Here is a 20,771-nt window from a genome sequence, read left to right as displayed (position 1 = left end):
CCCGCCGCGCAGACTGCGGGCGTTGTTTATACAAGTTGAATTCGCCCAAGAGAAAGAGCCGTAGCTGCTCAGCCTGCCGGCCACGATCTCGGAACTGTCTTTAAAAACCAACCTTGATGATTACTTGCTGCAGCGCTGTCGGAACCGCGCCGTCGCGGCCTCTCCGACGTTCGTCCAGCTTCGATCGAAGATTGGGCGAAGCTGTGGGCTGATCTCTCTTATCGTGGCATTGACCCTGCAACGATCGCCCCGTTTCAGCATGGTCATGAGATCGCTGTCGAGCGCGCTCTTTGCCGCGGCAAGTGTTGCATCGGTGAAATCGTTCCAGAAATAAAATCGTGTCAGGATCATCACCTGGTCGTGCGGCGCGAGCACGACCGAACGCTTCATCATTCCCGCGATCGAGACCGGCTCTTCCGCAATTGTCGACTGCACGGCCGCAAGACGAAGCCAAAAATTACTGTTCGTCGGCATGCACGAAAGCGCATGCCGCAGATACTGGCGCGCACTCGATGCCGCAGCGGCCCAGCCGTCGTAATTGACATTGACATCCTGCCGATCGAGTTGCGCCAGAACGAGGGTTACACCAGCAGCCACGATGTCGGATCGACAATAATGTCCGTCAACGACGTCGACACTGCGCGACGCATATTTGGTCACGACATCATCCGCAACGGTCTCGCCGCGCTCGATCCTTTCGGCGACGATCGAGATGCTGGCCGTTCTTATCGAAGCGTAGAGCTCTCGACCGGCCAGCACCACCAAGACGACCGTGACGATAACGAAGGCGATTCTGGTAATCGAAACGGACTGACTGCGGAACATCAGCTTTCGGTATAGTATCGCGAATAACGCTTATAATAATATTCGCTCGAACCGAATGTCCGATAGAGTTTCATCTGCGACGGGTCGACCTTGGTCAAGATAGTACCGACGCATTTCGCATAGAGTTCCGGCTCGGACAGCAGGGTCGACTGCACAACCTTGCGCGATGTCTTTCCCCACTCGATAACGAAAACCACCGCATCAAGCTTCGAATTGATAGCGCGCGCATCCACAACCGGCGCCAAGGGTGGCAGGTCGATAATAATATAATCGAAGCTTTGACGCGCCGTTTCAAGAAGCTGATCCATGCCGCGTGACGCGAGTAGCTCCGACGAATGCGGAACACGATATCGTGCCACCGTCGGCAAAAATGCGAGCTTTGTTTTTGGATCGAGAAGGATCAGATCCTTAAGCGGACGGCTGTCGACGATCGCCTCGAGCAAGCCGGCCTCGGCATGGCGGCCGATCGCCCGGGTGGCACCGGGATTGCGCATATCGCCATCGATAAGCAGGCAACGCGCACCCTGCATTGCCAGGAGCTTGGCAAAATTGATGGATGTCGTCGACTTCCCCTCGCCGGGCAAGCTCGACACGACACCGATGACCTTACAGCGCTGATCGGCAGCACTGAGGTCGATGGCAATCTTGGCGCTTCGAAGCGTCTCGGCAAATGCCGAGAGCGGATGCTCCTCGACATAGGTCGTGGTCTTTCCACCCCTGGCGATGCTTCGCGGATTGCTGGGATCAACGAGCGTCGGATCGTCGACGTTGTTTTCAATCAACGGCATGACACCGAGAGACTCGACATCGAGCACGTCCCGGACATCATCGCCGGTGCGGAAGAACCGATCCCGGAATTCGCGGAATGCAGCTATACCACTTCCAAATGCACAGCCCACGAACATCGCGAAAGCAACGACGAGAGCTCTCTTCGGGGCGCTCGGCTTCGTCGGCGTCTCCGCCGTCGTGATGATGCGCGCAGCGGTAATCGGAAAGCTCTGCTGCTGAATTGCTTCCTGGTAGCGCGTCAAGAAGCTCTGATAGAGATTCTTATAGGTATCGCGCGTGCGCTCGAGCTCGCGAAGCTGCACCTGCGTTTCGCCAGCCGTTGCGGCAACGCCCGTCGCCTGCGTGACACTGTCGCGCAAAGAATTTTCCCGCGACTTTGCGACCTGCAGCTCGCTTTGGTAGCTCTCGGCGATGCGGTTCAACTCATCGAACATGAGCCTTTTATATTCTTCCATCTCCGCACGAAGCCGAACCGCCTGGACATGATCGGGACCGAGCCGCGCCTCAATTTCGGTCTCGAGCTTCGAAGCCTCCAAATATTTCTTGCGCAGTTCGTTCGAAATGGAGCTGTCGAGCACATCCGTGACGATCGCATCGGTCTGCTTGGCGTCGATGATCGACTTGACGCGCGCATATCTTGCCTCCGCCTTCGCTGTCTCGGCCTGCGCATTGATCAATTGGGTATTGATCTCGGAAAGCTGCTGCTCGCTGATCAGCGTACCGGATCCGGCCTCGACAAGCCCATGCTCGCCGCGGAATTTCTGAACCGCAAGGTCGGTGTCCAGCGCCTGCTGCCGGAGCTCTTCGATACGCTCCTGCAGCCACTGTCCAGCCCGGCGTGTCGCCTCGTATTTCGAATTGAGCTTGTCGACCAGATAGACGTCGGCGATGGCAGCCGCGATATCACGCGCCAGAGCGGGTGACTGCGCGGTATAGCTGACATCGAGGACATAGGAGCGACCGACACGTTCGACGTCGATATTGCCCGCGACGGTCTCCGCAGCGCTTCGCCGTTTCCTTTCCGGATCGGGCGCGACGGCTGCGTCATCGGCAAACCATGACCGAAAATTCACGAAGGATTTCAGCGTTGAGATAGAAAAAAGCGAGCTTTTCGGTGCCGTGAAAACCGGATTGTCGACGAGTTTCAGCTTATCGACAACAGCATAGGCGATAGTGTCGGACTTCAACAGCTCGACCTGACTGAGGACAGTGCCTTCGTCATCGTCCATCTGGCCGAAAGCCGCCAGCTGATTGATCACCTGACTATCGCTGCGGTCGATCAGCACGCTGGTGTCGGCAGTGTAGACAGGTACCGAAGTCAACACATAAACAATGCCGAGAATGGCAAAAGCGAAACCGCACGCCGCAACCATCCGCCACTGTCGGCGGGCGATTGCGATGAGCTTGTCGAAATCGATGAAATCAGCATCATTTCCGGTATCGCGGGAGGGGTCGATACGCGGTGTAAGTTTATCTGGCGATAGCAATTTCGATCTCCAACAAATGCGTCAAGCGCTAAGATCTAAGGGCAATTCCAGCTATTATATGACCGGGACACTCGGACTCGTCGATTCCGTCGTATCGGTAGACGACTGCCCTCCCGCTCCGGTGCTGAGGATCGTCGTCGTTGAAGTCGACGATGAATCATCTGCGCCGGCATTCGAAACCTTCAGCGTACCCGCTGTTGTTGCAGCGCCGTCGAACGGCGTACCATCGTCCGCTCCAGGCCCAGTTTGTCCAACTTGCCCGTCATTGCCGATGCCGGATGCGGCGGCGGCACTTGCACCCGGGCCGAGCGCCGCGGTCCCGCCTTCGGCAAGGACCTTTGCAAAGGCTGCAAGCAGCGGCGCCAGGTTCGGATCGGCGCTCGCCGCCTCGGCAACAGCCTTTTCGATCGCCAACTTGAATTGCGGATCCGTTACCTGGCAGCTGTTTGCGGCCCGTCCGAGACCGGAGCCGATAGCCGCCATCTGTGCGGCACTGGCCTTCTTGGCCTGCTCGATCACTGGCGACAGCGCATCATTGCTGCTTCCAACCAGCGCGCGAACGCGCGATGACAAAACCAACGGATCGGACATGTCGAGCAGAACGGCCGGGCTAGCCGTAAATCCGCTGACATCGACGGAAGTCAGATTTGCCGGACCCAAGCAAGCTGCCGCAAAAGCGCTTGAATTCATGCCGGCAAACATCGCGACGATAATTCCGCTATATGCAAGCTTACGATAAACACCTGACCTTGCCATAACCGTAGTCCTTCATCAAATCCGCTATATAGGCCGCCGGCATTGATCATCCGCGATCGATGCCGGCCCGCCTATTTCAATCAATTTCCAAGATCCTGTACCGCGTTACTGGTATCGTTCGCATCGTCGGCCACGCCGGAAACAGTGGACGATACCGAGTTTACAATGTCAAGGAACTTGACCAGTTCGACAGAGTCCGAATTGGAAATATAGATAATATCCTTGTCTTCCATCTTGAATTGCTGAACAGCAAACAAGGTTGCCGGGTCGCGCATATTCGCACGAATGATCACCGGAACCATTTCACCCGCAAATCTCGCCGTGTCCACATGCATCGCTTGAACCGTTTTCTTCGAGACAAGACGATAAAGCAGGACCTGAGCCGGATCAGCGCGGTCGTCGCGCAGGCCACCCGCCTTGGCGATTGCCTCTCCAAGGGTCAGATCAGACTCCTCGAAATCGAAGCGACCGCTGACGCCTGCGGCACCGAGCGCAAGATAGGTGCGGCGCTCATGATCGATCGAGATCGTATCATCCGGCGCAACATAGATATTTTCGGCCGGGTTCTTCAACAGCGTAGTGTAGGCGACGGTTGCCGTCTTGCCGCGGCGCTGCAGCGTCACATTCGTTTCGATATTGTTGGTCGTCAAACCGCCCGCGGCGGAAATGATATCGAGAACACGCTCACCGGCCGGGCTGATCTCGACGCGCTGGGGATTGTTGACATCACCGAGCACAGCAACCTGACTGGAGCGGCTTGTCGTTGTCGTGATAACCACCTGCGGTTCGATCGCGCGGCTCGCCAGGCGATCCTCGACGTCCTGCTCCACGGTCTCCTTCAGGCGACCGGCAGCCGGAACCCGACCCGCATAGGGAATTGTGATCGTTCCGTTTCTATCGATGGTCTGCTCCGGCAGCGAAATGTAATTGCCGGGTCGGCTACCTGCATCGGACGGAATGAAGAGGCCGCCCGACTGAGCTTCGAAGATGGCGACCTGGACGACGTCGCCGTAACCGAGCGGAATTTCAGGCGCCCCGCCTCGACCTCCACCAAACCCTTTGAACGATGTCGGCTGGGGAGCGGTAAAATACGACAGGACGTTCTTGCTGAGATCAACCAGGGCGTAGTCAATACCGACGCGACGTTCCTTGGTTGTCACTTTGACCGCCGCATCTCGATCAACGTCTTTGTGATCGGGACCGGATCTTGGCAACGAGGTGCAGCTTGCCAATATAGTCGTTAGCGCTACAACAATGGCGACGCGTGTACTACCGATACGAGAACAACCCATAGAATACCCTGCGTTTACGCCCCTGAAGCTACTGCCCCGCAATCTGACAAAATACAAGACAATCCCCGATCAATAACACTTAAAGCCGATTAACATTCCCCTAACTGTGGCAGGCTGGCAACGCCGAGCCCCTTAGGAAGCGAAAAACGACTTCGGTCCGACTTTTTGCGTCGCAACAATCCGAAGGCTGCACCCGCTATAAAATTTCTGGGGTTTCAGAGTCAACCGTTCGCACCTGCACAATCGATCTTTTCCGAAAATCTTATTAAAATCCATCCATTTAAACTTTACGTGGTTAACGGCCGCTCATATGCCATGTCCGCCTCTCCGTTGCTGCGTCCCAGACATATCGCGACAACAGCACTCAGGAAGGCGGAGTAAAACACCGCAAAACCCGGTATCTGCAGCGAAAAATCGACCGCCGCATGAAGGGCGACCAAAACGGTCGCCGCCAGGCCAAGAAGCACATAGTGCCTGAGACGCCGTCTTTGGGCGAACCCGCGCAGGAACACTCTGGCAAGCACCGAGAAGGCAAAGACCGTCGCAATCGGGAACAATATTCCGAGGCCTAGAAATCCTTCGAGATAGAAATTATGCGCGCGGTCGAAGACTCCGAAAATTCCGCAGGCCGGATCGCGGTAGGCGGAAAACACGGTCCGGAAGGTTCCGAGCCCCGTTCCCGTCAACCAATGATCCGAAATGGCACGCCATATGCCAGGCAGAATGCAAAACCGATCATCATCCTCGAGTCGCCGCTCTTGCGCGCGCAATATCGCCTGGCCCGCAAACACCGTCAGCAGCAGTACGACGAAACCAATCGCCGAGAGGAGTATCAGCAACGAACGCCATCTTGGCGCCGGTCTCAGATAACGCCTAGAGCCGTTCCAATTGAGGACAAGCCATGGAAAATAGATGAGAGCGGCAACAAAGGTCGCAAATATCCCGGCGCGCGAGCGGCTTAGCATCAGCGCGGTGAAGCATGCGCACAAGAGCAGGATATAGATCCACGATCTCAAGAGAAGCGCGTTTCGGCCCGGTTCGCCGGGCGGATAGTTTGAATAGGAACGAGCTATGTCCCTGACCAGGGTCAGCATCAGCAGCGTTCCAAGCCCGAGGAAGGTCGCGGCGGTATTGCGGTTGACGAAGACCGCAGTCAGGCTGTCGAGGTAGGCGCGTTTCTCCACGACAATCAGGATGTTGGGAAACAGCAAAAACTGCAGCAGGCCGAAAACAGCGACAATGCCCGCCGTAAGCCCGAGCCCCGTCAGCACTTTCCGCGCGCGCTGATCGGTATCGCATAAGAGCAGCCCGGTCAGAAATGTGACGAAAGGCAGGGCGATCCACAGAATCGACGCAAGCGTGTCGGCCGGTTCGACCGAGATCGCCGCGGATTGGGCACCTGCTAGGTCACGCGCGGCATTCCAGGCGGGATTTGCCAGCCAATTGTTGGGCAGTTCGATGGTTTGGATAAACGTCCAGCCCGCCAGCACGACGAGCAGAAACAAAGCGATGCTGAAAACCGATCTGGTCTGCCTCGGCTCCCCGAACAACAGCGCGGCAATAATCGCCAGCACAAACATTCCGATCGCAGCGAAGGCGAAGGAAAAAGGCGTGACGCTTCCGAACGGAATAAGAGACAATATCACCAGGCAAATGAAGACAACGAGGATCACCTCCCGCATGATCTGCCTGTTGATGAGGTTGGATAACATTTGAATTCGCTCACCGGCAGCAGCGGGAATGAGGGGCCCACAACCAGTACGGTCAATATTCCCGTACTAACATAAGTTGCATATCAAGCGCCTGCGTGTTAAAGTGCAACAGAATTCCACATCATTTAAAATTGTCGCGAAACGTTTAAATCAATCGAGACAAGCCCTGGCTATGCTCCTTGAAGCAGCAGGAACGGGACAGATGTTCTGCAGCCAATACTTGGCAGATCACTAAGTCGCCATGCCATTGACTGAGACAAAAGGCAAGCCTGATCTCAATCGGTTGCCCGTAACGGGGATTTAAGAGATGAAGAAAACAGTCGTTACACTTCTGGCACTGGCCTTTACAGCAGGCAATGCATGCTCGGCATTTGCCGCCGGTCCCGCAGGTTTTGCCCGCGGTCTGACCGGTAGTTCGGCGGTCAGTTATATCTCTGAAAAAGGCACGATCATTCCACCTTTCGCCCAGGTGCTGTTCTGCGCCCAGAACCCGACTGAATGCCGCGATAACAATGGTTTGGCGGTCGTTGCGATGACTGACAAGCAAATGCTGCAACTGAAGGACGTCAACACCGCCGTCAATCGTACGATGATCGGCCGGAACGACCCCCGCAACGAACTGAATGGCGACGTCTGGAAGGTGAATGTGCGCAGCGGCGACTGCGAAGATTTCGCATTGACCAAACGCAGCCGGCTGATCGCGATGGGCTGGTCGTCGCGCGCTTTGCGGATCGCGACGGCATATACGCCCTCCGGTGAAGGACACGCGGTCCTCGTCGTCAGAACCGACAAGGGCGATCTCGTGCTCGACAACAGGAAAAGCAGCATCAAGAACTGGCGCGATACCGATCTGCGCTGGGACAAGATCCAATCGGGAACAGACCCCTATGTCTGGTACCGGCTATAACAGCCGAGACAGCGACATAGACTGATTGATCCTGTTTCCGGATTGAAGTCGAGCCTGCTCTGACGAGCCGGCTCGACTTGTCATATCGCCCACACAAACCTATGTTTGGGCTGTCGACGGGGCAGCGCGCGGCAAGCTGCGGTGCCCGGAGTTCGATTTCCGGTGTGGGTTTCAGGCGATCTTCGGTATTGTCTTTTCGTCCAGATTAACTATGACGAACGTCATGCTGCGACGCAGCATGACGTTCTACTCTAATGATTTGAGGGAAATATGCGCATCACGATGATTGGATCAGGCTATGTCGGCCTCGTTTCAGGCGTTTGCTTTGCGGATTTCGGCCACGACGTCATCTGCGTGGACAAGGATCTGAGTAAGATCGAAGCCCTTCGCGAAGGCCGCATTCCGATCTACGAGCCGGGCCTGGAGCAATTGGTCGCGGAAAATACCAGCACCGGCCGGCTGTCGTTTTCGACGGATGTCGGCGAAAGCGTCCGCAGCGCCGATGTCGTGTTCATCGCAGTCGGCACGCCGTCCAGGCGCGGCGACGGCCACGCAGACCTTTCCTATGTCTACGCCGCGGCACGCGAGATTGCCACCTATGTGGAAGGCTTCACCGTTATCGTCACCAAGTCGACGGTGCCGGTCGGCACCGGAGACGAGGTTGAGCGCATCATGCGCGAAACCAATCCTGCGGCGGATGTCGCCGTCGTTTCCAATCCGGAATTCCTGCGTGAAGGTGCGGCGATCGAAGACTTCAAGCGTCCCGACCGTATCGTCGTCGGCCTGAACGACGACCGGGCGCGCGAAACCATGACCGAGGTCTACCGCCCGCTCTATCTCAACCAGGCCCCCTTGGTCTTCACCACCCGCCGTACCTCGGAACTGATCAAATATGCGGCCAATGCCTTTCTCGCGATGAAGATCACCTTCATCAACGAGATTGCCGATCTCTGCGAACGGGTCGACGCTAACGTCCAGGACGTTTCGCGCGGAATCGGTCTCGACGGCCGTATCGGCTCCAAGTTCCTGCATGCCGGCCCGGGTTACGGCGGTTCGTGCTTCCCCAAGGATACGCTTGCCCTTGCCAAGACGGCGCAGGATTACGACGCGCCGATGCGTCTCATCGAGACGACGATCTCGATCAATGACAACCGCAAGCGGGCGATGGGACGCAAAGTCATTTCGGCCGTCGGCGGAGACATTCGCGGCAAGAAGATCGCGATCCTCGGCCTGACGTTCAAGCCGAACACCGACGATATGCGCGACAGCCCGGCGATCGCAGTCATCCAGACCCTGCAGGACAACGGCGCGCAAGTGGTCGGCTACGATCCCGAGGGCATGGAAAACGCCCGCAAGGTGATCGAGAATATCGAATATGCGAGCGGTCCCTATGAAGCGGCCGCTGGTGCAGACGCGCTTGTCATCGTCACCGAATGGAACCAGTTCCGCGCGCTCGATTTCAGTCGCCTGAAGCAGTCGATGCGCGCTCCGATCCTGGTCGATCTGCGCAATATCTACCGCAGCGACGAGGTCCGCAAACACGGCTTTACCTATACCGGCATCGGTACCAACTTTTATCAGGAAGCGACCGGCGCCTGAGATAGCCTGCTGAACATCTGATCGTCCTGACGCCGCGGAGCATAATCCGCGGCGTTTGGTTTTGAGCATGACGCCGAAAATTGTAGGCATTTTCGGACGACACCATGCTCACCGATTTAAAGAATTCCGACCCGCGTCCCCTTTATCGTCAGCACGGTCAGCCGGCCCGTCGCCGAAACTGCGGTGTCGATACCGATGCGCTGCGGACCGAATGTCGGGATTCGCGCCGGGGTGTGCCCATGGATCACCAGGACAGGAAGCTGCGGCCCTTCATCCAGGAAGGGCTGACGGATCCACATAAGGTCGCTGTCTTTCTGCCTCTTGAGCTCGACGCCCGGTTGGATGCCCGCATGAACAAAGAGGATCCTTCCCATCCGCAGCATGACCGGCAGCGATTCCAGAAATTGGATATGCCGCTCGGGTATCATGTTGCGAATGACGCGGGCGATTGTTTCGCTTCCAGCCGCCGACTGCAGCAGATACTCGATATCGATACCGTATGAGTGCAGCGTCTCCGTTCCGGCAAAGCCGAGCCATTCGAGAATGCGCGCCGGTTTGCGATAGAGCTTCGCCAGCTCCGCGTCATGATTGCCGCACAGGACGAAACGTTGAAACCCCGGCGGCGGGGTCTTGCTCAGGAATTCCAGCACCGCGCTCGAATCCGGCCCGCGATCGACATAATCGCCGAGCATGACGATGAGTTTCGGCCCTGGGATGCGGGCGGCATCCTCCTCGATGCGGCGATGTGCCTCGACGAGTTCTTTATAACATCCGTGAACATCGCTCATCGCGTAGACCGCAGCGAATTCGCCTTCGGCAAATGTCAGCCGAGCGCGTCTCTTTCGGTTGCCAGCCAGTATCGGTATCTGTCGTCGCCACGGCGCTAGATAGTCAAACATGGAACCCATTTATGAGACCCGACCGGATGGCGGTTTGCGGAAATAATCCATCTCTTATCCATCGCCGAAACGGCATGAGGCTCAGTGTTCATAAGAATTTGGCCTGATCGGGGCCTCACCGAAGTTGTAACCCGAACCAATTGCCACATTGACATAGTCCTTCGCCATTTGCTGCACCGCCTGCGCCAGGTTGGCCTGACTGGTCGCGGCCGAACACTGCGCATCCAGCACATCAAGCAAGGATGATTGTCCATCCTTGTAGCTCCCGATTGAAAGCGCAAGAGTCTCCTGCGTGTCTTCACCTGAGTGCGCAGCGCCTGCGACTCGGCAACGCCGATATCGGCCGTTGCAGCGGCGAGGTCACGCTCCGCCTTGCGGATGTAATCATTAATACTTCGGAGGGTGCTGCGGTTAATAATACGCTATAGTTTGCGATATGATGGTTAATCCGGCGTTAAACCGGCGATTATTGTGTTTCTCGCGACATTCTCGGCTAATATTCCCCAAATGGAGAAGCCACAAGTATCGGATTTCCACAGGCCACACCTTCGAAAAAGCTGCTAAAATCAACTATAACGAGAGTCATCAGGAAAAAATGAACGTTAAAGAAGATGACGCTTGACGCCCCCGCGGCGCAGCATAATGATGGCGCGTTGCGAGTGTGAATGACATTTCTTGATCAGGAATCTCAGATCCAAAATTGCGGGGTGCAAAGTGGAAACTGCGGTTGATTCGAAGCTTATCGAGGCGATCACCTACGACGAAGACAGCCGGCATCTACGAGTTTATCTGACCAATGGTCAGAGGCGAGAATATGAAGGCGTTCCCAAGGGCGTCGTCGTCGGGTTGACGATGGCGGAATCACCGGGAAATTTCTACATGAAGGCAATCAGGGGCAAATATCCTCCCCGCCCCTAATGTCCTATCGATCACGACGATAGGATCCTTGTTTCAGCAAAGATGCGGGACCGGCATTCGCCGGTCCCGCAAACCAGTTTCCCGCCGACCGATGGTGCACGCCGTCAATAACCGCCGAGAAAATCGCGGACCGCATTGATCTCGAGCGGCGCAATCTCGTGACCGCCGGGGTGCCAGACCACCCTGATCTCCGCCCCTCGTTTTTTTAGATGTTCGGACAGCGCCTCGGTCATGGAGACGGGCGCGATAGGATCCCGTTGCCCGGCCGTCATCAGCACCTTTCTTCCCGCCAGCGTCGGCTGGGCTTCGGGTTGAAACGGAATGAGCGGGTGCATCAGAACTGCGGCATCGAAGATACCCTTCTCGATCAGGACATTGGCAAGAATATTTGCGCCGTTCGAAAAACCCAGGCCGAGAACATGGGAAGCCTGGTACTCGTCAGCGAATGCCTTGACGTAGGCGGCCATCTTCTCCGTCGCGCGTGAGAGATCGGGCATGTCGTAGACACCCTCCCCAGTGCGGCGAAAGAAGCGCGCCGCGCCATGTTCGGAAACATCGCCGCGCGGCGAGAGAATCGTCGCTTCAGGCAGCAGGCGCCGGCCGAAGTCGAAGAACTGGTTCTCGTCGCCGCCGGTGCCGTGCAGCACCAGTAGGATGGGTTTATCAGGTGCACCGGCATGCAGCCGGTGCACATATCCGGTTTCGGTCATATCGCCTCTCCTCACACTTCGAGCGGCTGCAGATGCTGCTCGAGCAGCGCGCGAAGATGGGCGTGCTGTTGCGGCAGTTTCAGGGCTTCGCCAAGATGGGCCGTATCCTCGTCGCGGTCGAAGCCGGGCTCATTGGTCGCAACCTCGAACAGCACGCCGCCCGGCGTGCGGAAATAGATCGCCCAGAAATAATCGCGGTCGATCACCGGCGTGACCTGATAACCGGTGTCCATCAGCGCCTTGCGCACTTCGAGTTGTTTCTCGCGATTTTCGACGGCAAAGGCGACATGGTGGACGGAGCCGGCACCCGGAAGGGCGCGGGCAATGTTCGGCATGGTCTCGAGATCGATGAGATGCGCGCCATTGCCGGAGGGCTTGATCAGCCGCTTGACGCCGTCCCTTTCCTCGGCGACCTCATAACCCATGAACTTCAAGAGTTCGGCCGTAGCGCCTTCGTCCCTCAGCCGCATGGCGACGGAGTGGAAGCCGTAAATGGCATGGTCTTCGCTGATGCCGCCATGTGTCCAGGCCTGGCGGGCGTCATCCTTGACCTCGACGAGCGCGAAGCCATCGCCATCCGGGCCGGAGAAGTTCAGCCGTTTTTCGCCGAAACTTTCCTCGGCCTTCAGGCCGCCGACACCAAGCGCGGCAAAGCGATCGCTCCAGAAGCCGAGCGAGCCTTGCGGAACGGAAAACACCGTCGTGCCGACTTCGCCGGTACCGGGACGGCCCTGCGCCATCTTTGGGAACGGAAAATAGGTCATGACCGTGCCGGGCGCACCGGTCTCGTCACCATAATAGAGGTGATAGACATCGGGCGCGTCGAAATTCACCGTCTTCTTGACGCGTCGCAGGCCGAGCGCAGTGGTGAAAAACTGGTTGTTGGTGCGGGCATCCTGCGCCATCGATGTGACGTGGTGCAGACCCTTGATCTGATCGAGCATGTCAAACCCCTTTCTGCCCGCCGTTGCGGGCTTTCGATGAGGCTAAGATGCGCGCTGAAACTCCCGTAGAACAGACCCGTAGACCAAAACGCATTGTCTTCTTTTAGTGAACGAACGCCAAAGTCCGTTCACACCTACGCCCCATGGGGATCGGCCGGCAATTGCCAGTCGATCGGCGCACGTCCGCGCGACTGCAGGAAGGCATTCGCCTTCGAAAAATGCCCGCAGCCAAAAAAACCGTTATGGGCTGAAAGCGGCGAGGGATGCGGCGCCCGGAGCACGAGATGCCGCGTCGTATCGACAAAGGCGGCCTTGCGTTGGGCATAGGAACCCCACAGCATGAAGACCACGGATTCGCATTCATCGTTGACCTTGCGGATGACGGCGTCGGTGAAGCGTTCCCACCCCTTGCCCTGATGAGCAGCCGCCTGCCCTTCCTCGACGGTCAGCACGCTGTTCAGCAGGAGTACGCCCTGCTTTGCCCAATGTTCGAGAAAACCGTGACGTGCCGGCGCAATGCCAAGATCCGTCTCCATCTCCTTGTAGATATTGACCAGGGAGGGCGGTATGCGCACGCCCGGCCGGACACTGAAACACAGTCCATGGGCTTGCCCGAGTCCATGATACGGGTCCTGGCCGAGGATGACGGCCTTGACGTTGGAGATCGGCGTCAGATCGAGGGCGCGGAAATATTCGCTGCCCTTGGGGAAAATCCGCTTGCCGACCTGCTTCTGCGCGACGAGGAAGGATTTGAGCTGTTGCATATAGGGGCTTGAAAACTCCCCCTTCAGCGCGGCTTTCCAGCTCGCCTCGAGACTGACGGATGTATCGCTCATCTAGGAAAATCCTTCGCATATGACGAAACAACGGACACACGGTTCTAACAAAATCGATCTACGCTGCAATGCCTGCCGGCGCGGCAATGCGTCTACACCTCCAGAATTCGGTGAGAGAAGATTGCAAGATGCTGTCCGAGGCACCGTCGTCCGTATTTAACTATATGATGGCTTTGGTATTTACGCCGGCAGGCGGCCTGAGTAGAACTTTGATCGTGAAATCGGAGCCATGTCTTCCCATGAAATTCGGCACGAGCGGCCTTCGCGGACTTTCAGTCGACCTCAAAGGACGCGCCTCCGCCCTCTACGCCACCGCGTTCGGCAAATATCTGCTGCAGACCGGCAAGGCGCGGGCCGGCGACGTCATTCTGATCGGCCGCGATTTTCGCGATTCAAGCCCTGAAATCTCGGGGAATTGTGCCAGTGCGCTTGCCGCGCTCGGCTTCCGGATATTCGACTGCGGCACCGTCCCCACACCCGCCCTTGCCCTCTATGGCCTCGAGAGCAACGCCGCCTGCCTGATGGTTACGGGCTCGCATATTCCGGCGGACCGCAACGGCATCAAATTCTACCGCCCGGATGGTGAGATCGACAAATCGGACGAGGCTGCTATCACCGCATTGGCGGCCGAGATCGAGCGAACCGGTGAAGGGGTGACGCAGGCGCCAGCCGAGACGGAGGAGCATGAAGCGATCTGCCGGCAGCTCTTTTTCGAACGCAATGCTGCCCTGCTTCCGCAGGGCGCGCTGTCTGGCATGAAGATCGGTGTCTACCAGCACAGCAGCGTCGCCCGCGACCTGTTGGTTGATGTTCTCGCCCATTACGGCGCCGAGATCACCGCTCTCGGACGTTCCGAGAGTTTCATTCCCGTCGACACCGAAGCCGTTTCCGACGAGACGATCACGCTGATGAAGCGCTGGGTGTCCGAGCACAAGTTCGATGCGATCGTCTCTACCGATGGCGACGGCGACCGCCCGCTGGTCGCAGACGAAACCGGCACGCCGTTGCGCGGTGACCTTCTCGGCCTTGTGGCAGCCAATCTCCTCGGTGCCGGCACGGTGGTGACACCGGTTACCTCCAATTCCGGCATCGAGGCCGCGGGCTCTTTCGCCGTCCGGCGCACCCGCGTCGGCTCACCCTTCGTCATTTCAGGCATGGAAGAGGCCGTGGCGGCCGGCGAAGATCATGTCATGGGCTTTGAAGCCAATGGCGGCCTGCTGACTGCAACCCCTTTCAATATCAACGACAGAGCCGTGCGCGCCTTGCCGACGCGCGATTGTTTTATCCCGATGCTCGCGATCCTGTCGCTCGCCGCCACCCGCAAGCAGCCGCTTTCGGCCGTAGCCGCCTCCTATCGCCTGCCCTTTGCCGCCGCCGACCGCCTGGAGAATTTTCCACTGGAGACGAGTGCCGCGCTGATGGAGCATCTGCGCGCTTCGGACGAAAATCTCTCGGCTTTCCTGCAGCCGATCGGCGAGGTAGCGACGAAATCCGACATCGACGGACTTCGGGTGACGCTGAGGGATGGCGGCATCATTCATTTCCGCCCGTCCGGCAATGCGCCGGAAATGCGTTGCTACACGGAGGCCGGCAGCGAAGCTGCAGCCCTGGAGCTGCTGAATACAGGGCTCAATCGAATAACAGACTGGGCAGGCGCCCGCTAACATGCGACGAACAAGCCGTTTATTTTCAAGGAACCCGCCTATGACGCAGAAAATCGTTCCCGTGATCATGGCCGGCGGCAAAGGCACGCGGCTCTGGCCGCTTTCCCGTGCCACCGCACCGAAACAATTCATCCAATTCGTCGGCGACAAGACGCTGTTTCAGGAAACCCTCGAACGCGTTTCCAATCCGGAGCTCTATGAAGCCCCGATCGTTGTCACCAATGAGGAATTCCGCTTCCTGGTCGCCGAGCAGGCCCGTGCGCTCGCCGTCCCTCTCGCTGCCGTGCTGCTCGAACCGGTCGCCCGCAACACTGCCGCGGCAGTGGCCGCCGCTGCAACGCTCGCTGGCGAGCTGTTCGGCAAGGGCACTATTATCCAGATGCTCGCCTCGGATCACGAGATCCTTGCCGATGAGAGCTATTTCGATTGCATCCGCATCGCCCGCGATGCCGCTGCCGAAGGCAGCCTCGTCACTTTCGGCATCAACCCCACGGAGCCGGCGACAGGCTACGGCTATATCGAGATCGGCGACGCGCTCAAAAACGGTGCGCACAAGGTCAAGCGCTTTATCGAAAAGCCGGCACTCGAGAAGGCCGAGCAGATGCTCGCCGACGGCGGCTTCTACTGGAACTCGGGCATCTTCATGTTCCCGGTGACGGAACTCATCGCCGAACTGCAGGAATATGCGCCCGATGTGCTGAAGGCGGCCAGCAAGGCCGTTTCGAAGGCAAGCCGCGACCTTGATTTTACCCGCCTCGACGCCGACCATTTCGCCAAGAGCCCCGATATCTCCATCGACTATGCGATCATGGAAAAGACCTCCAAGGCCGCCGTCGTCCCCTCGCCGTTCAAATGGTCGGACATGGGAAGCTGGGATGCCGTCTGGAAATCAGGCGCACGCGACAACAACGGCAATGTCGCCGCTGCAAACACCACCGTCGTCAATACCCGCAACTCGCTCGTCATGACCCATGGCGTGCATCTTGCCGTCCAGGGCATGGAGGATGTCGCCGTCATCGCCAGCGAGGACGCCGTCTATGTCGGGCCGCTTAAAGACAGCCAGAATGTTGGACAATTGGTTAAAATGCTGGCCTCGTCTTCCACTACTGCGAAATTCGCCGAAACCCATCCGACATCCTATCGCCCGTGGGGCGGCTATACCTCCATCTTCAACGGCGATCGCTTCCAGGTGAAGCGCATCTTCGTCACGCCGGGCAAGAAGCTTTCGCTGCAAAAACACCACCATCGCTCCGAACACTGGATCGTCGTCAAGGGAACGGCTGAGGTGACGGTCGGCGAGAACGTGCGTATGCTGCGCGAGAACGAAAGCGTCTACATTCCGCTGGGCGAAGTCCACCGCCTCGCCAACCCCGGCAAGATTCTTCTCGAGCTCATCGAGGTTCAGACGGGCTCCTACCTCGGCGAGGACGACATCATTCGTATCGTCGATGAGTTTGGAAGGACGTAAAATCGCAGCCGGAGCGATGGTCGGGCCTTTTCGGCGCGACCATCCTCGCTGTTGAATTTCCTCTTGGGGTTCTCGTAGAATGGATGTACCGACAGACATGACCGGAGATATCCCCCTGATGCGTACCTTGCCCGTCCTCGCCGGATTTCTTGCAATTATGGTGCCAGGAATGGCGTTTGCCGAAACGGCAAGCATGCGAACCGCAAGCGAGTCGGAAATTCGCCAGCACCTGCCCGGTACGTCCGAACTGAAAGAAAGCAAGAACGGCTACGAATATCGCGACGGCAATAAGAATGGCTACAAGATAACCAATGGCCAGGTGTGCGTCCTGTTTCCCAGCAAGAAGACCGATTGCGTCAACGTGAAGACCGACGGCAAGAGGTTTCAAATGATCGACAAAAAAGGCGGCCGAACCAGATTCTGATCTGTAGCCCCGGCAGATTTTCTTGCGCAGGTAAAGTCATTTTGCCGTTGAAGTTCCGCCGTCCTTGTCGAGAGCGAAGTCGGCGATCAAGCCCGAATGGTTCGAGCCGAGATTGTCGTCGAGACGTTTCAGCGATGTCAGATGAAGCGGCGCGCGTGCAAATACGTGGTCGATGGCGATCCCCAGCGCGCCGGCGCCGATCGGCCATGTTGCCGGTTCTGGCGTGATCGTTTTCAGCTTCTGCTCGCGCAGGAAAGCTTGGATGCTCGGGGCGATCGCCGAGGAGTTGAAATCGCCTGACAGCACCAGCGGGCCGTCGATCGAGCCAAGCGCGTTGCCGAGATCTTCCAATTCAGCCATCTGGAAATCGTCGAAATATGGTTTGGTCAGGTGCGCCGAAACGAGATTGATAGTTTCGCCGCCGAAGTCGACGCTTGCTACGACCAGCCTGTTTTTTCGAAGACTGCCCATGCTCGCGACCTGCCGGCTGACAAAGGGGCGTTTGGACAGCACCAGCGTATCGCATGTATCCTTCCCGGCATCGCAGCCGATATGGTAGGGATAGGTCTTGAACAATTGCTGCAGGTGAAACGTCAGCGGCTTGGCTTCGAGCAGATTGACGACGTCGGCATTCGACGCGATCACCATGTCGGTGATTTCAGTCGAGTTTTTCCAGTTGTCGATCGCGATGTTGAACGACATCAGACGAAAAAGCGGCGGCCTGTCGGCGCCTCTGTCGTCCTGCGAGAACTCGCGCAGCATGATGACGCCGTGAGCGATGAGAAGAAGCGAGGCAAGCAGAAGGATAAAGCCGTAAATCTGCCTTTTGATAGTCAGAACGACGAGACTGGCGGCGACGAACACGACGCCGAGGTGAAATTGAAAGCTGTAGACGAAGGACAGAAGCCAGAAGTTCGTGACATAGCGTAACGACACGATGGCGATGGCAACGGTCAGAAACGCGCAGAGAATCCAATAAATTATATCTCTCATCGATCCTGACCTGCTTGCAGACGACCGGCCGGCCATAACATGCAAGCCACCATGTTGCAATGCAGCATAACGGCCGGGGAGTTGCGGCGACCGACAGACGATATCGATGGTCCCGCCCTCATCCGGCAAGGCAACAGCGGACAGTCCGCCGCGGTAGAGACGGTGCTGTGGCCTTCTCGTTCAAAGACCTATCGACTCGGCCTATTTTTATCTTGTAAGTGGGGTCACTTGATACGGAATCGGCTCTTTGCCGTCGGCAGGAAGTCGAGAAAAGGTGGGAATGCGCTACTTCATTACAGGGACTGCCGGCTTTATCGGTTTTCATCTGGCCAGGCGCCTGCTGCAAGAGGGGCATGACGTCACAGGCTTCGACGGCCTGACTCCCTATTACAACGTCAAGCTCAAGGAGATGCGCCATGCGGCACTCTCCCAGTTTCCGGCCTTCAAACCCGTCATATCAATGCTCGAGGACCGGCCAGCGCTGGAAGCGGCTGTTCTGGCGGCCAAGCCCGATATCCTGATTCACCTCGCCGCACAGGCCGGCGTGCGCTACAGCCTGGAAAATCCCGAGGCCTATCTTCGTTCGAACGTCGAAGGCTCGTGGAATATCCTGGAAATCGCGCGGCGCGTCGAAATCCGCCATCTGATGCTGGCCTCGACATCATCGATCTATGGCGCCAATGCAACCGTCCCCTTTCGCGAGACCGATCGCGCCGACGAGCCGCTGACCATCTATGCGGCGACGAAGAAATCGATGGAACTGATGGCGCACAGTTATGCCCATCTTCACAAGATTCCGACCACGGCTTTTCGTTTTTTCACCGTTTATGGCCCGTGGGGCCGGCCCGACATGGCGCTGTTCAAATTTACCAAGAACATGCTTGAGGGCCAGCCGATCGAGATCTACGGCGAGGGCAATATGAGCCGTGACTTCACCTATATAGACGATCTCATAGAGGCGATTGTCAGGCTATCGGCGGTCGTTCCCTCCGAGGAAAATCGCCTCGAAAACACGGCTGTCGAAACGCTCTCGCGCCAGGCGCCCTTCCGTGTCGTCAATATTGGCGGCGGCCAGCCGGTCAGCCTGATGGATTTCGTCGAAACGGTGGAAAAGGCGCTCGGCCGTCCTGCCATCCGCAAGATGCTGGCGATGCAGAAGGGTGATGTGCCGCGTACCTTCGCAGCGCCCGATCTGCTCGTTGCGCTGACCGGCTACAAACCGGACACGACCCTGGAGGTCGGCGTCAAGGCCTTTGTCGACTGGTATCTCGATGTGCGCGGCGAACTCGACGCCTAGCGGATGTCGCGCAAAAGTGCATAACGGTTTTGCGATAACGACATACGACGCGCTTTAGGTGCGGATGATCTCAGGCCCTGATCGGCCTAAGATCTGGCTAGGTATCAGCGAAGAAACGTAAGTGCCTGCACGGCCTCGACCGCTGTCGAAAACACGTAACCGACGACACCGGTCAGGCTCTGCGAATAGGTCTTGAGCCGATAGCCCTCGCCCTCGACCGCAGCCGGGCTGCGCAGGACGAAAGGAACGCCTGGGCGCACAAAACCGGCGCGAGTCGTCAACGGAACTTCGGGCGCATGGCCGATGGCGGAGGTGTACATCAGGTCGCGGGCAAGGCTGGCGGGGCCGACGGCGAATGCCGGCTCGGCAGCGGCAGTGATGGTCAGGGTCAAGGCGATGGCGGCAAGAGTTCTGTGCATGTTGAAGTCCCCGTTTGCGGATCAGCGGGCGTTCGGTTTGCCCGGTTCCAAACGATCGACGCGTCTGTCCACGCTTCGGTCGCTTTCATGAGACCACTCTACACATCAGTATTTTCAGGGCTTTTAAGCAGATCGGTCAAATTTTACGAAATTTGACTTTCTGTCCGGAAGGCTCGCGAGCGCATAGCAAAAACATTCGCTGGCCCGATGTCGAGAATGCAACATCGGCCAATTGTACCGCTGACCTGGACGCTGCATCGCAGTTTATAGAATGCGATCCAGCTTCTTGTTGATGTGCAGGTTCGGCATCAATCCCGCGCTTTGCGCGGCATGATAGGATTCTCGCGCCGCATCGAACGAGATCGACCACATGATGGCGCTGAGCAGCAGCGCGATAATATAAATCTGAATACGCATCAACCCGGCGATACGGAAAGAGCAAGGCAGTTTTGTGTCAAAACAGTGCCGCAGGGATCACGAAAAAGTGGCGGCTTTTTTGTTTTGCGGCCGGTCGGCACCAGACATATTAGTGTCGTGAAAATTAGCGATATTATACCGCTACCTGTTAGCAGCCGACCCCGAGGCTTGGTTCCTCTTCCCACCCCGAGGACCCTGAGAGACCCGTTCCCACGGGTCTCTTTGCCTTGTCGAACGTTCCCGGAACAGCTGAGATCGCCCTGATCCGAATTGACGCTGAACCGCTGAACGGCACATCTCGCCCCCCAATCAGGCCACGCATCCCGCCATAAGCGATGTCACGATCTTGCCTTGCCTCAGCAAAGGCATCGGTCGATAACATCTTCCCTCGAAATATATCAATCGATTGACTTAT

20 protein-coding genes are annotated in these 20,771 nt (G+C 57.6%); 7 read left to right on the top strand and 13 right to left on the bottom strand.

What is annotated here, in order from left to right:
- Positions 1 to 120 precede the first annotated feature (120 nt).
- From HFO71_RS00705 to HFO71_RS00685, 5 genes are all read right to left on the bottom strand, one after another.
- Positions 121 to 825, bottom strand: coding sequence for a hypothetical protein (locus HFO71_RS00705; RefSeq protein WP_221987452.1), 705 nt, complete (start codon positions 823 to 825; stop codon positions 121 to 123).
- Complete coding sequence (locus tag HFO71_RS00700) at positions 825 to 3,101, bottom strand: polysaccharide biosynthesis tyrosine autokinase (RefSeq protein WP_168257459.1); 2,277 nt, start codon at positions 3,099 to 3,101, stop codon at positions 825 to 827. Before HFO71_RS00700 ends, HFO71_RS00705 begins: the two co-directional genes overlap by 1 nt.
- A gap of 54 nt (positions 3,102 to 3,155) precedes the next feature.
- The gene (locus HFO71_RS00695; RefSeq protein WP_168257458.1) at positions 3,156 to 3,857 is read right to left on the bottom strand and encodes a sugar transporter; all 702 of its coding nucleotides are present in this window, start codon (positions 3,855 to 3,857) and stop codon (positions 3,156 to 3,158) included.
- 80 nt (positions 3,858 to 3,937) lie between these two features.
- Positions 3,938 to 5,149, bottom strand: a complete 1,212-nt coding sequence (locus tag HFO71_RS00690; RefSeq protein WP_221987451.1) for a polysaccharide biosynthesis/export family protein — start codon at positions 5,147 to 5,149, stop codon at positions 3,938 to 3,940.
- A gap of 287 nt (positions 5,150 to 5,436) precedes the next feature.
- Positions 5,437 to 6,861, bottom strand: coding sequence for an O-antigen ligase family protein (locus tag HFO71_RS00685; protein ID WP_168257456.1), 1,425 nt, complete (start codon positions 6,859 to 6,861; stop codon positions 5,437 to 5,439).
- Between the two features lie 307 nt (positions 6,862 to 7,168).
- Between HFO71_RS00685 and HFO71_RS00680 the strand changes: the two genes are divergently transcribed.
- Both HFO71_RS00680 and HFO71_RS00675 read left to right on the top strand, forming a co-directional pair.
- On the top strand, positions 7,169 to 7,768 hold the full coding sequence (locus HFO71_RS00680) for a transglutaminase-like cysteine peptidase (RefSeq protein ID WP_168257455.1): 600 nt from the start codon (positions 7,169 to 7,171) through the stop codon (positions 7,766 to 7,768).
- A 270-nt stretch (positions 7,769 to 8,038) separates the two neighbouring features.
- Positions 8,039 to 9,367 (top strand): UDP-glucose dehydrogenase family protein, encoded by a 1,329-nt coding sequence (locus HFO71_RS00675; RefSeq protein WP_020051281.1) that lies wholly within the window; start codon positions 8,039 to 8,041, stop codon positions 9,365 to 9,367.
- A 116-nt stretch (positions 9,368 to 9,483) separates the two neighbouring features.
- Here the strand turns inward: HFO71_RS00675 and HFO71_RS00670 are convergent, their stop codons facing one another.
- Both HFO71_RS00670 and HFO71_RS00665 read right to left on the bottom strand, forming a co-directional pair.
- On the bottom strand, positions 9,484 to 10,275 hold the full coding sequence (locus HFO71_RS00670) for a metallophosphoesterase (RefSeq protein ID WP_168257453.1): 792 nt from the start codon (positions 10,273 to 10,275) through the stop codon (positions 9,484 to 9,486).
- A 72-nt stretch (positions 10,276 to 10,347) separates the two neighbouring features.
- Complete coding sequence (locus tag HFO71_RS00665) at positions 10,348 to 10,506, bottom strand: hypothetical protein (protein ID WP_376775059.1); 159 nt, start codon at positions 10,504 to 10,506, stop codon at positions 10,348 to 10,350.
- A 435-nt stretch (positions 10,507 to 10,941) separates the two neighbouring features.
- Between HFO71_RS00665 and HFO71_RS00660 the strand changes: the two genes are divergently transcribed.
- Entirely contained in the window at positions 10,942 to 11,184 is a 243-nt protein-coding gene (locus tag HFO71_RS00660) for a KTSC domain-containing protein (RefSeq protein ID WP_003542164.1), read from the top strand.
- Positions 11,185 to 11,288: 104 nt separating this feature from the next.
- Here HFO71_RS00660 and HFO71_RS00655 read toward each other — a convergent pair whose 3' ends face one another.
- The 3 genes from HFO71_RS00655 to ung form a co-directional block, all read right to left on the bottom strand.
- Entirely contained in the window at positions 11,289 to 11,894 is a 606-nt protein-coding gene (locus HFO71_RS00655; RefSeq protein WP_221987450.1) for an alpha/beta hydrolase, read from the bottom strand.
- 11 nt (positions 11,895 to 11,905) lie between these two features.
- Positions 11,906 to 12,838 carry a VOC family protein gene (locus HFO71_RS00650; protein WP_168257451.1) on the bottom strand — a complete coding sequence of 311 codons (933 nt, stop codon included), beginning with the start codon at positions 12,836 to 12,838 and terminating at the stop codon, positions 11,906 to 11,908.
- Between the two features lie 134 nt (positions 12,839 to 12,972).
- Positions 12,973 to 13,674: a uracil-DNA glycosylase gene (ung, locus tag HFO71_RS00645; protein ID WP_221987449.1), complete on the bottom strand. Its 702-nt coding sequence runs from the start codon at positions 13,672 to 13,674 to the stop codon at positions 12,973 to 12,975.
- Between the two features lie 239 nt (positions 13,675 to 13,913).
- On the opposite strand from ung, the gene HFO71_RS00640 reads away from it, so the two are divergent.
- The 3 genes from HFO71_RS00640 to HFO71_RS00630 all read left to right on the top strand — a co-directional run bounded on the left by HFO71_RS00640 (position 13,914) and on the right by HFO71_RS00630 (position 17,230).
- Complete coding sequence (locus HFO71_RS00640) at positions 13,914 to 15,338, top strand: phosphomannomutase (RefSeq protein ID WP_221987448.1); 1,425 nt, start codon at positions 13,914 to 13,916, stop codon at positions 15,336 to 15,338.
- Between the two features lie 40 nt (positions 15,339 to 15,378).
- Entirely contained in the window at positions 15,379 to 16,806 is a 1,428-nt protein-coding gene (locus HFO71_RS00635) for a mannose-1-phosphate guanylyltransferase/mannose-6-phosphate isomerase (protein WP_017961681.1), read from the top strand.
- Positions 16,807 to 16,924: 118 nt separating this feature from the next.
- A complete protein-coding gene (locus HFO71_RS00630; RefSeq protein ID WP_026158824.1) occupies positions 16,925 to 17,230 on the top strand; it encodes a hypothetical protein in 306 nt (101 codons plus the stop codon).
- Positions 17,231 to 17,266: 36 nt separating this feature from the next.
- Here HFO71_RS00630 and HFO71_RS00625 read toward each other — a convergent pair whose 3' ends face one another.
- The gene (locus tag HFO71_RS00625; RefSeq protein WP_077979050.1) at positions 17,267 to 18,223 is read right to left on the bottom strand and encodes an endonuclease/exonuclease/phosphatase family protein; all 957 of its coding nucleotides are present in this window, start codon (positions 18,221 to 18,223) and stop codon (positions 17,267 to 17,269) included.
- Between the two features lie 280 nt (positions 18,224 to 18,503).
- Between HFO71_RS00625 and HFO71_RS00620 the strand changes: the two genes are divergently transcribed.
- Entirely contained in the window at positions 18,504 to 19,520 is a 1,017-nt protein-coding gene (locus HFO71_RS00620) for an NAD-dependent epimerase (RefSeq protein ID WP_221952579.1), read from the top strand.
- Between the two features lie 104 nt (positions 19,521 to 19,624).
- Here the strand turns inward: HFO71_RS00620 and HFO71_RS00615 are convergent, their stop codons facing one another.
- Together HFO71_RS00615 and HFO71_RS00610 are read right to left on the bottom strand one after the other, a co-directional pair.
- Complete coding sequence (locus HFO71_RS00615) at positions 19,625 to 19,939, bottom strand: hypothetical protein (protein ID WP_221987447.1); 315 nt, start codon at positions 19,937 to 19,939, stop codon at positions 19,625 to 19,627.
- A 264-nt stretch (positions 19,940 to 20,203) separates the two neighbouring features.
- A complete protein-coding gene (locus tag HFO71_RS00610; RefSeq protein WP_009988813.1) occupies positions 20,204 to 20,356 on the bottom strand; it encodes a hypothetical protein in 153 nt (50 codons plus the stop codon).
- Positions 20,357 to 20,771 lie beyond the last annotated feature (415 nt).

It is taken from the genome of Rhizobium laguerreae (assembly GCF_019778565.1).
Taxonomy (GTDB): Bacteria; Pseudomonadota; Alphaproteobacteria; order Rhizobiales; family Rhizobiaceae; genus Rhizobium; species Rhizobium laguerreae.
Note: the sequence above shows the minus strand (reverse complement) of the source record. Positions and strands in the feature narration are given on the sequence as shown.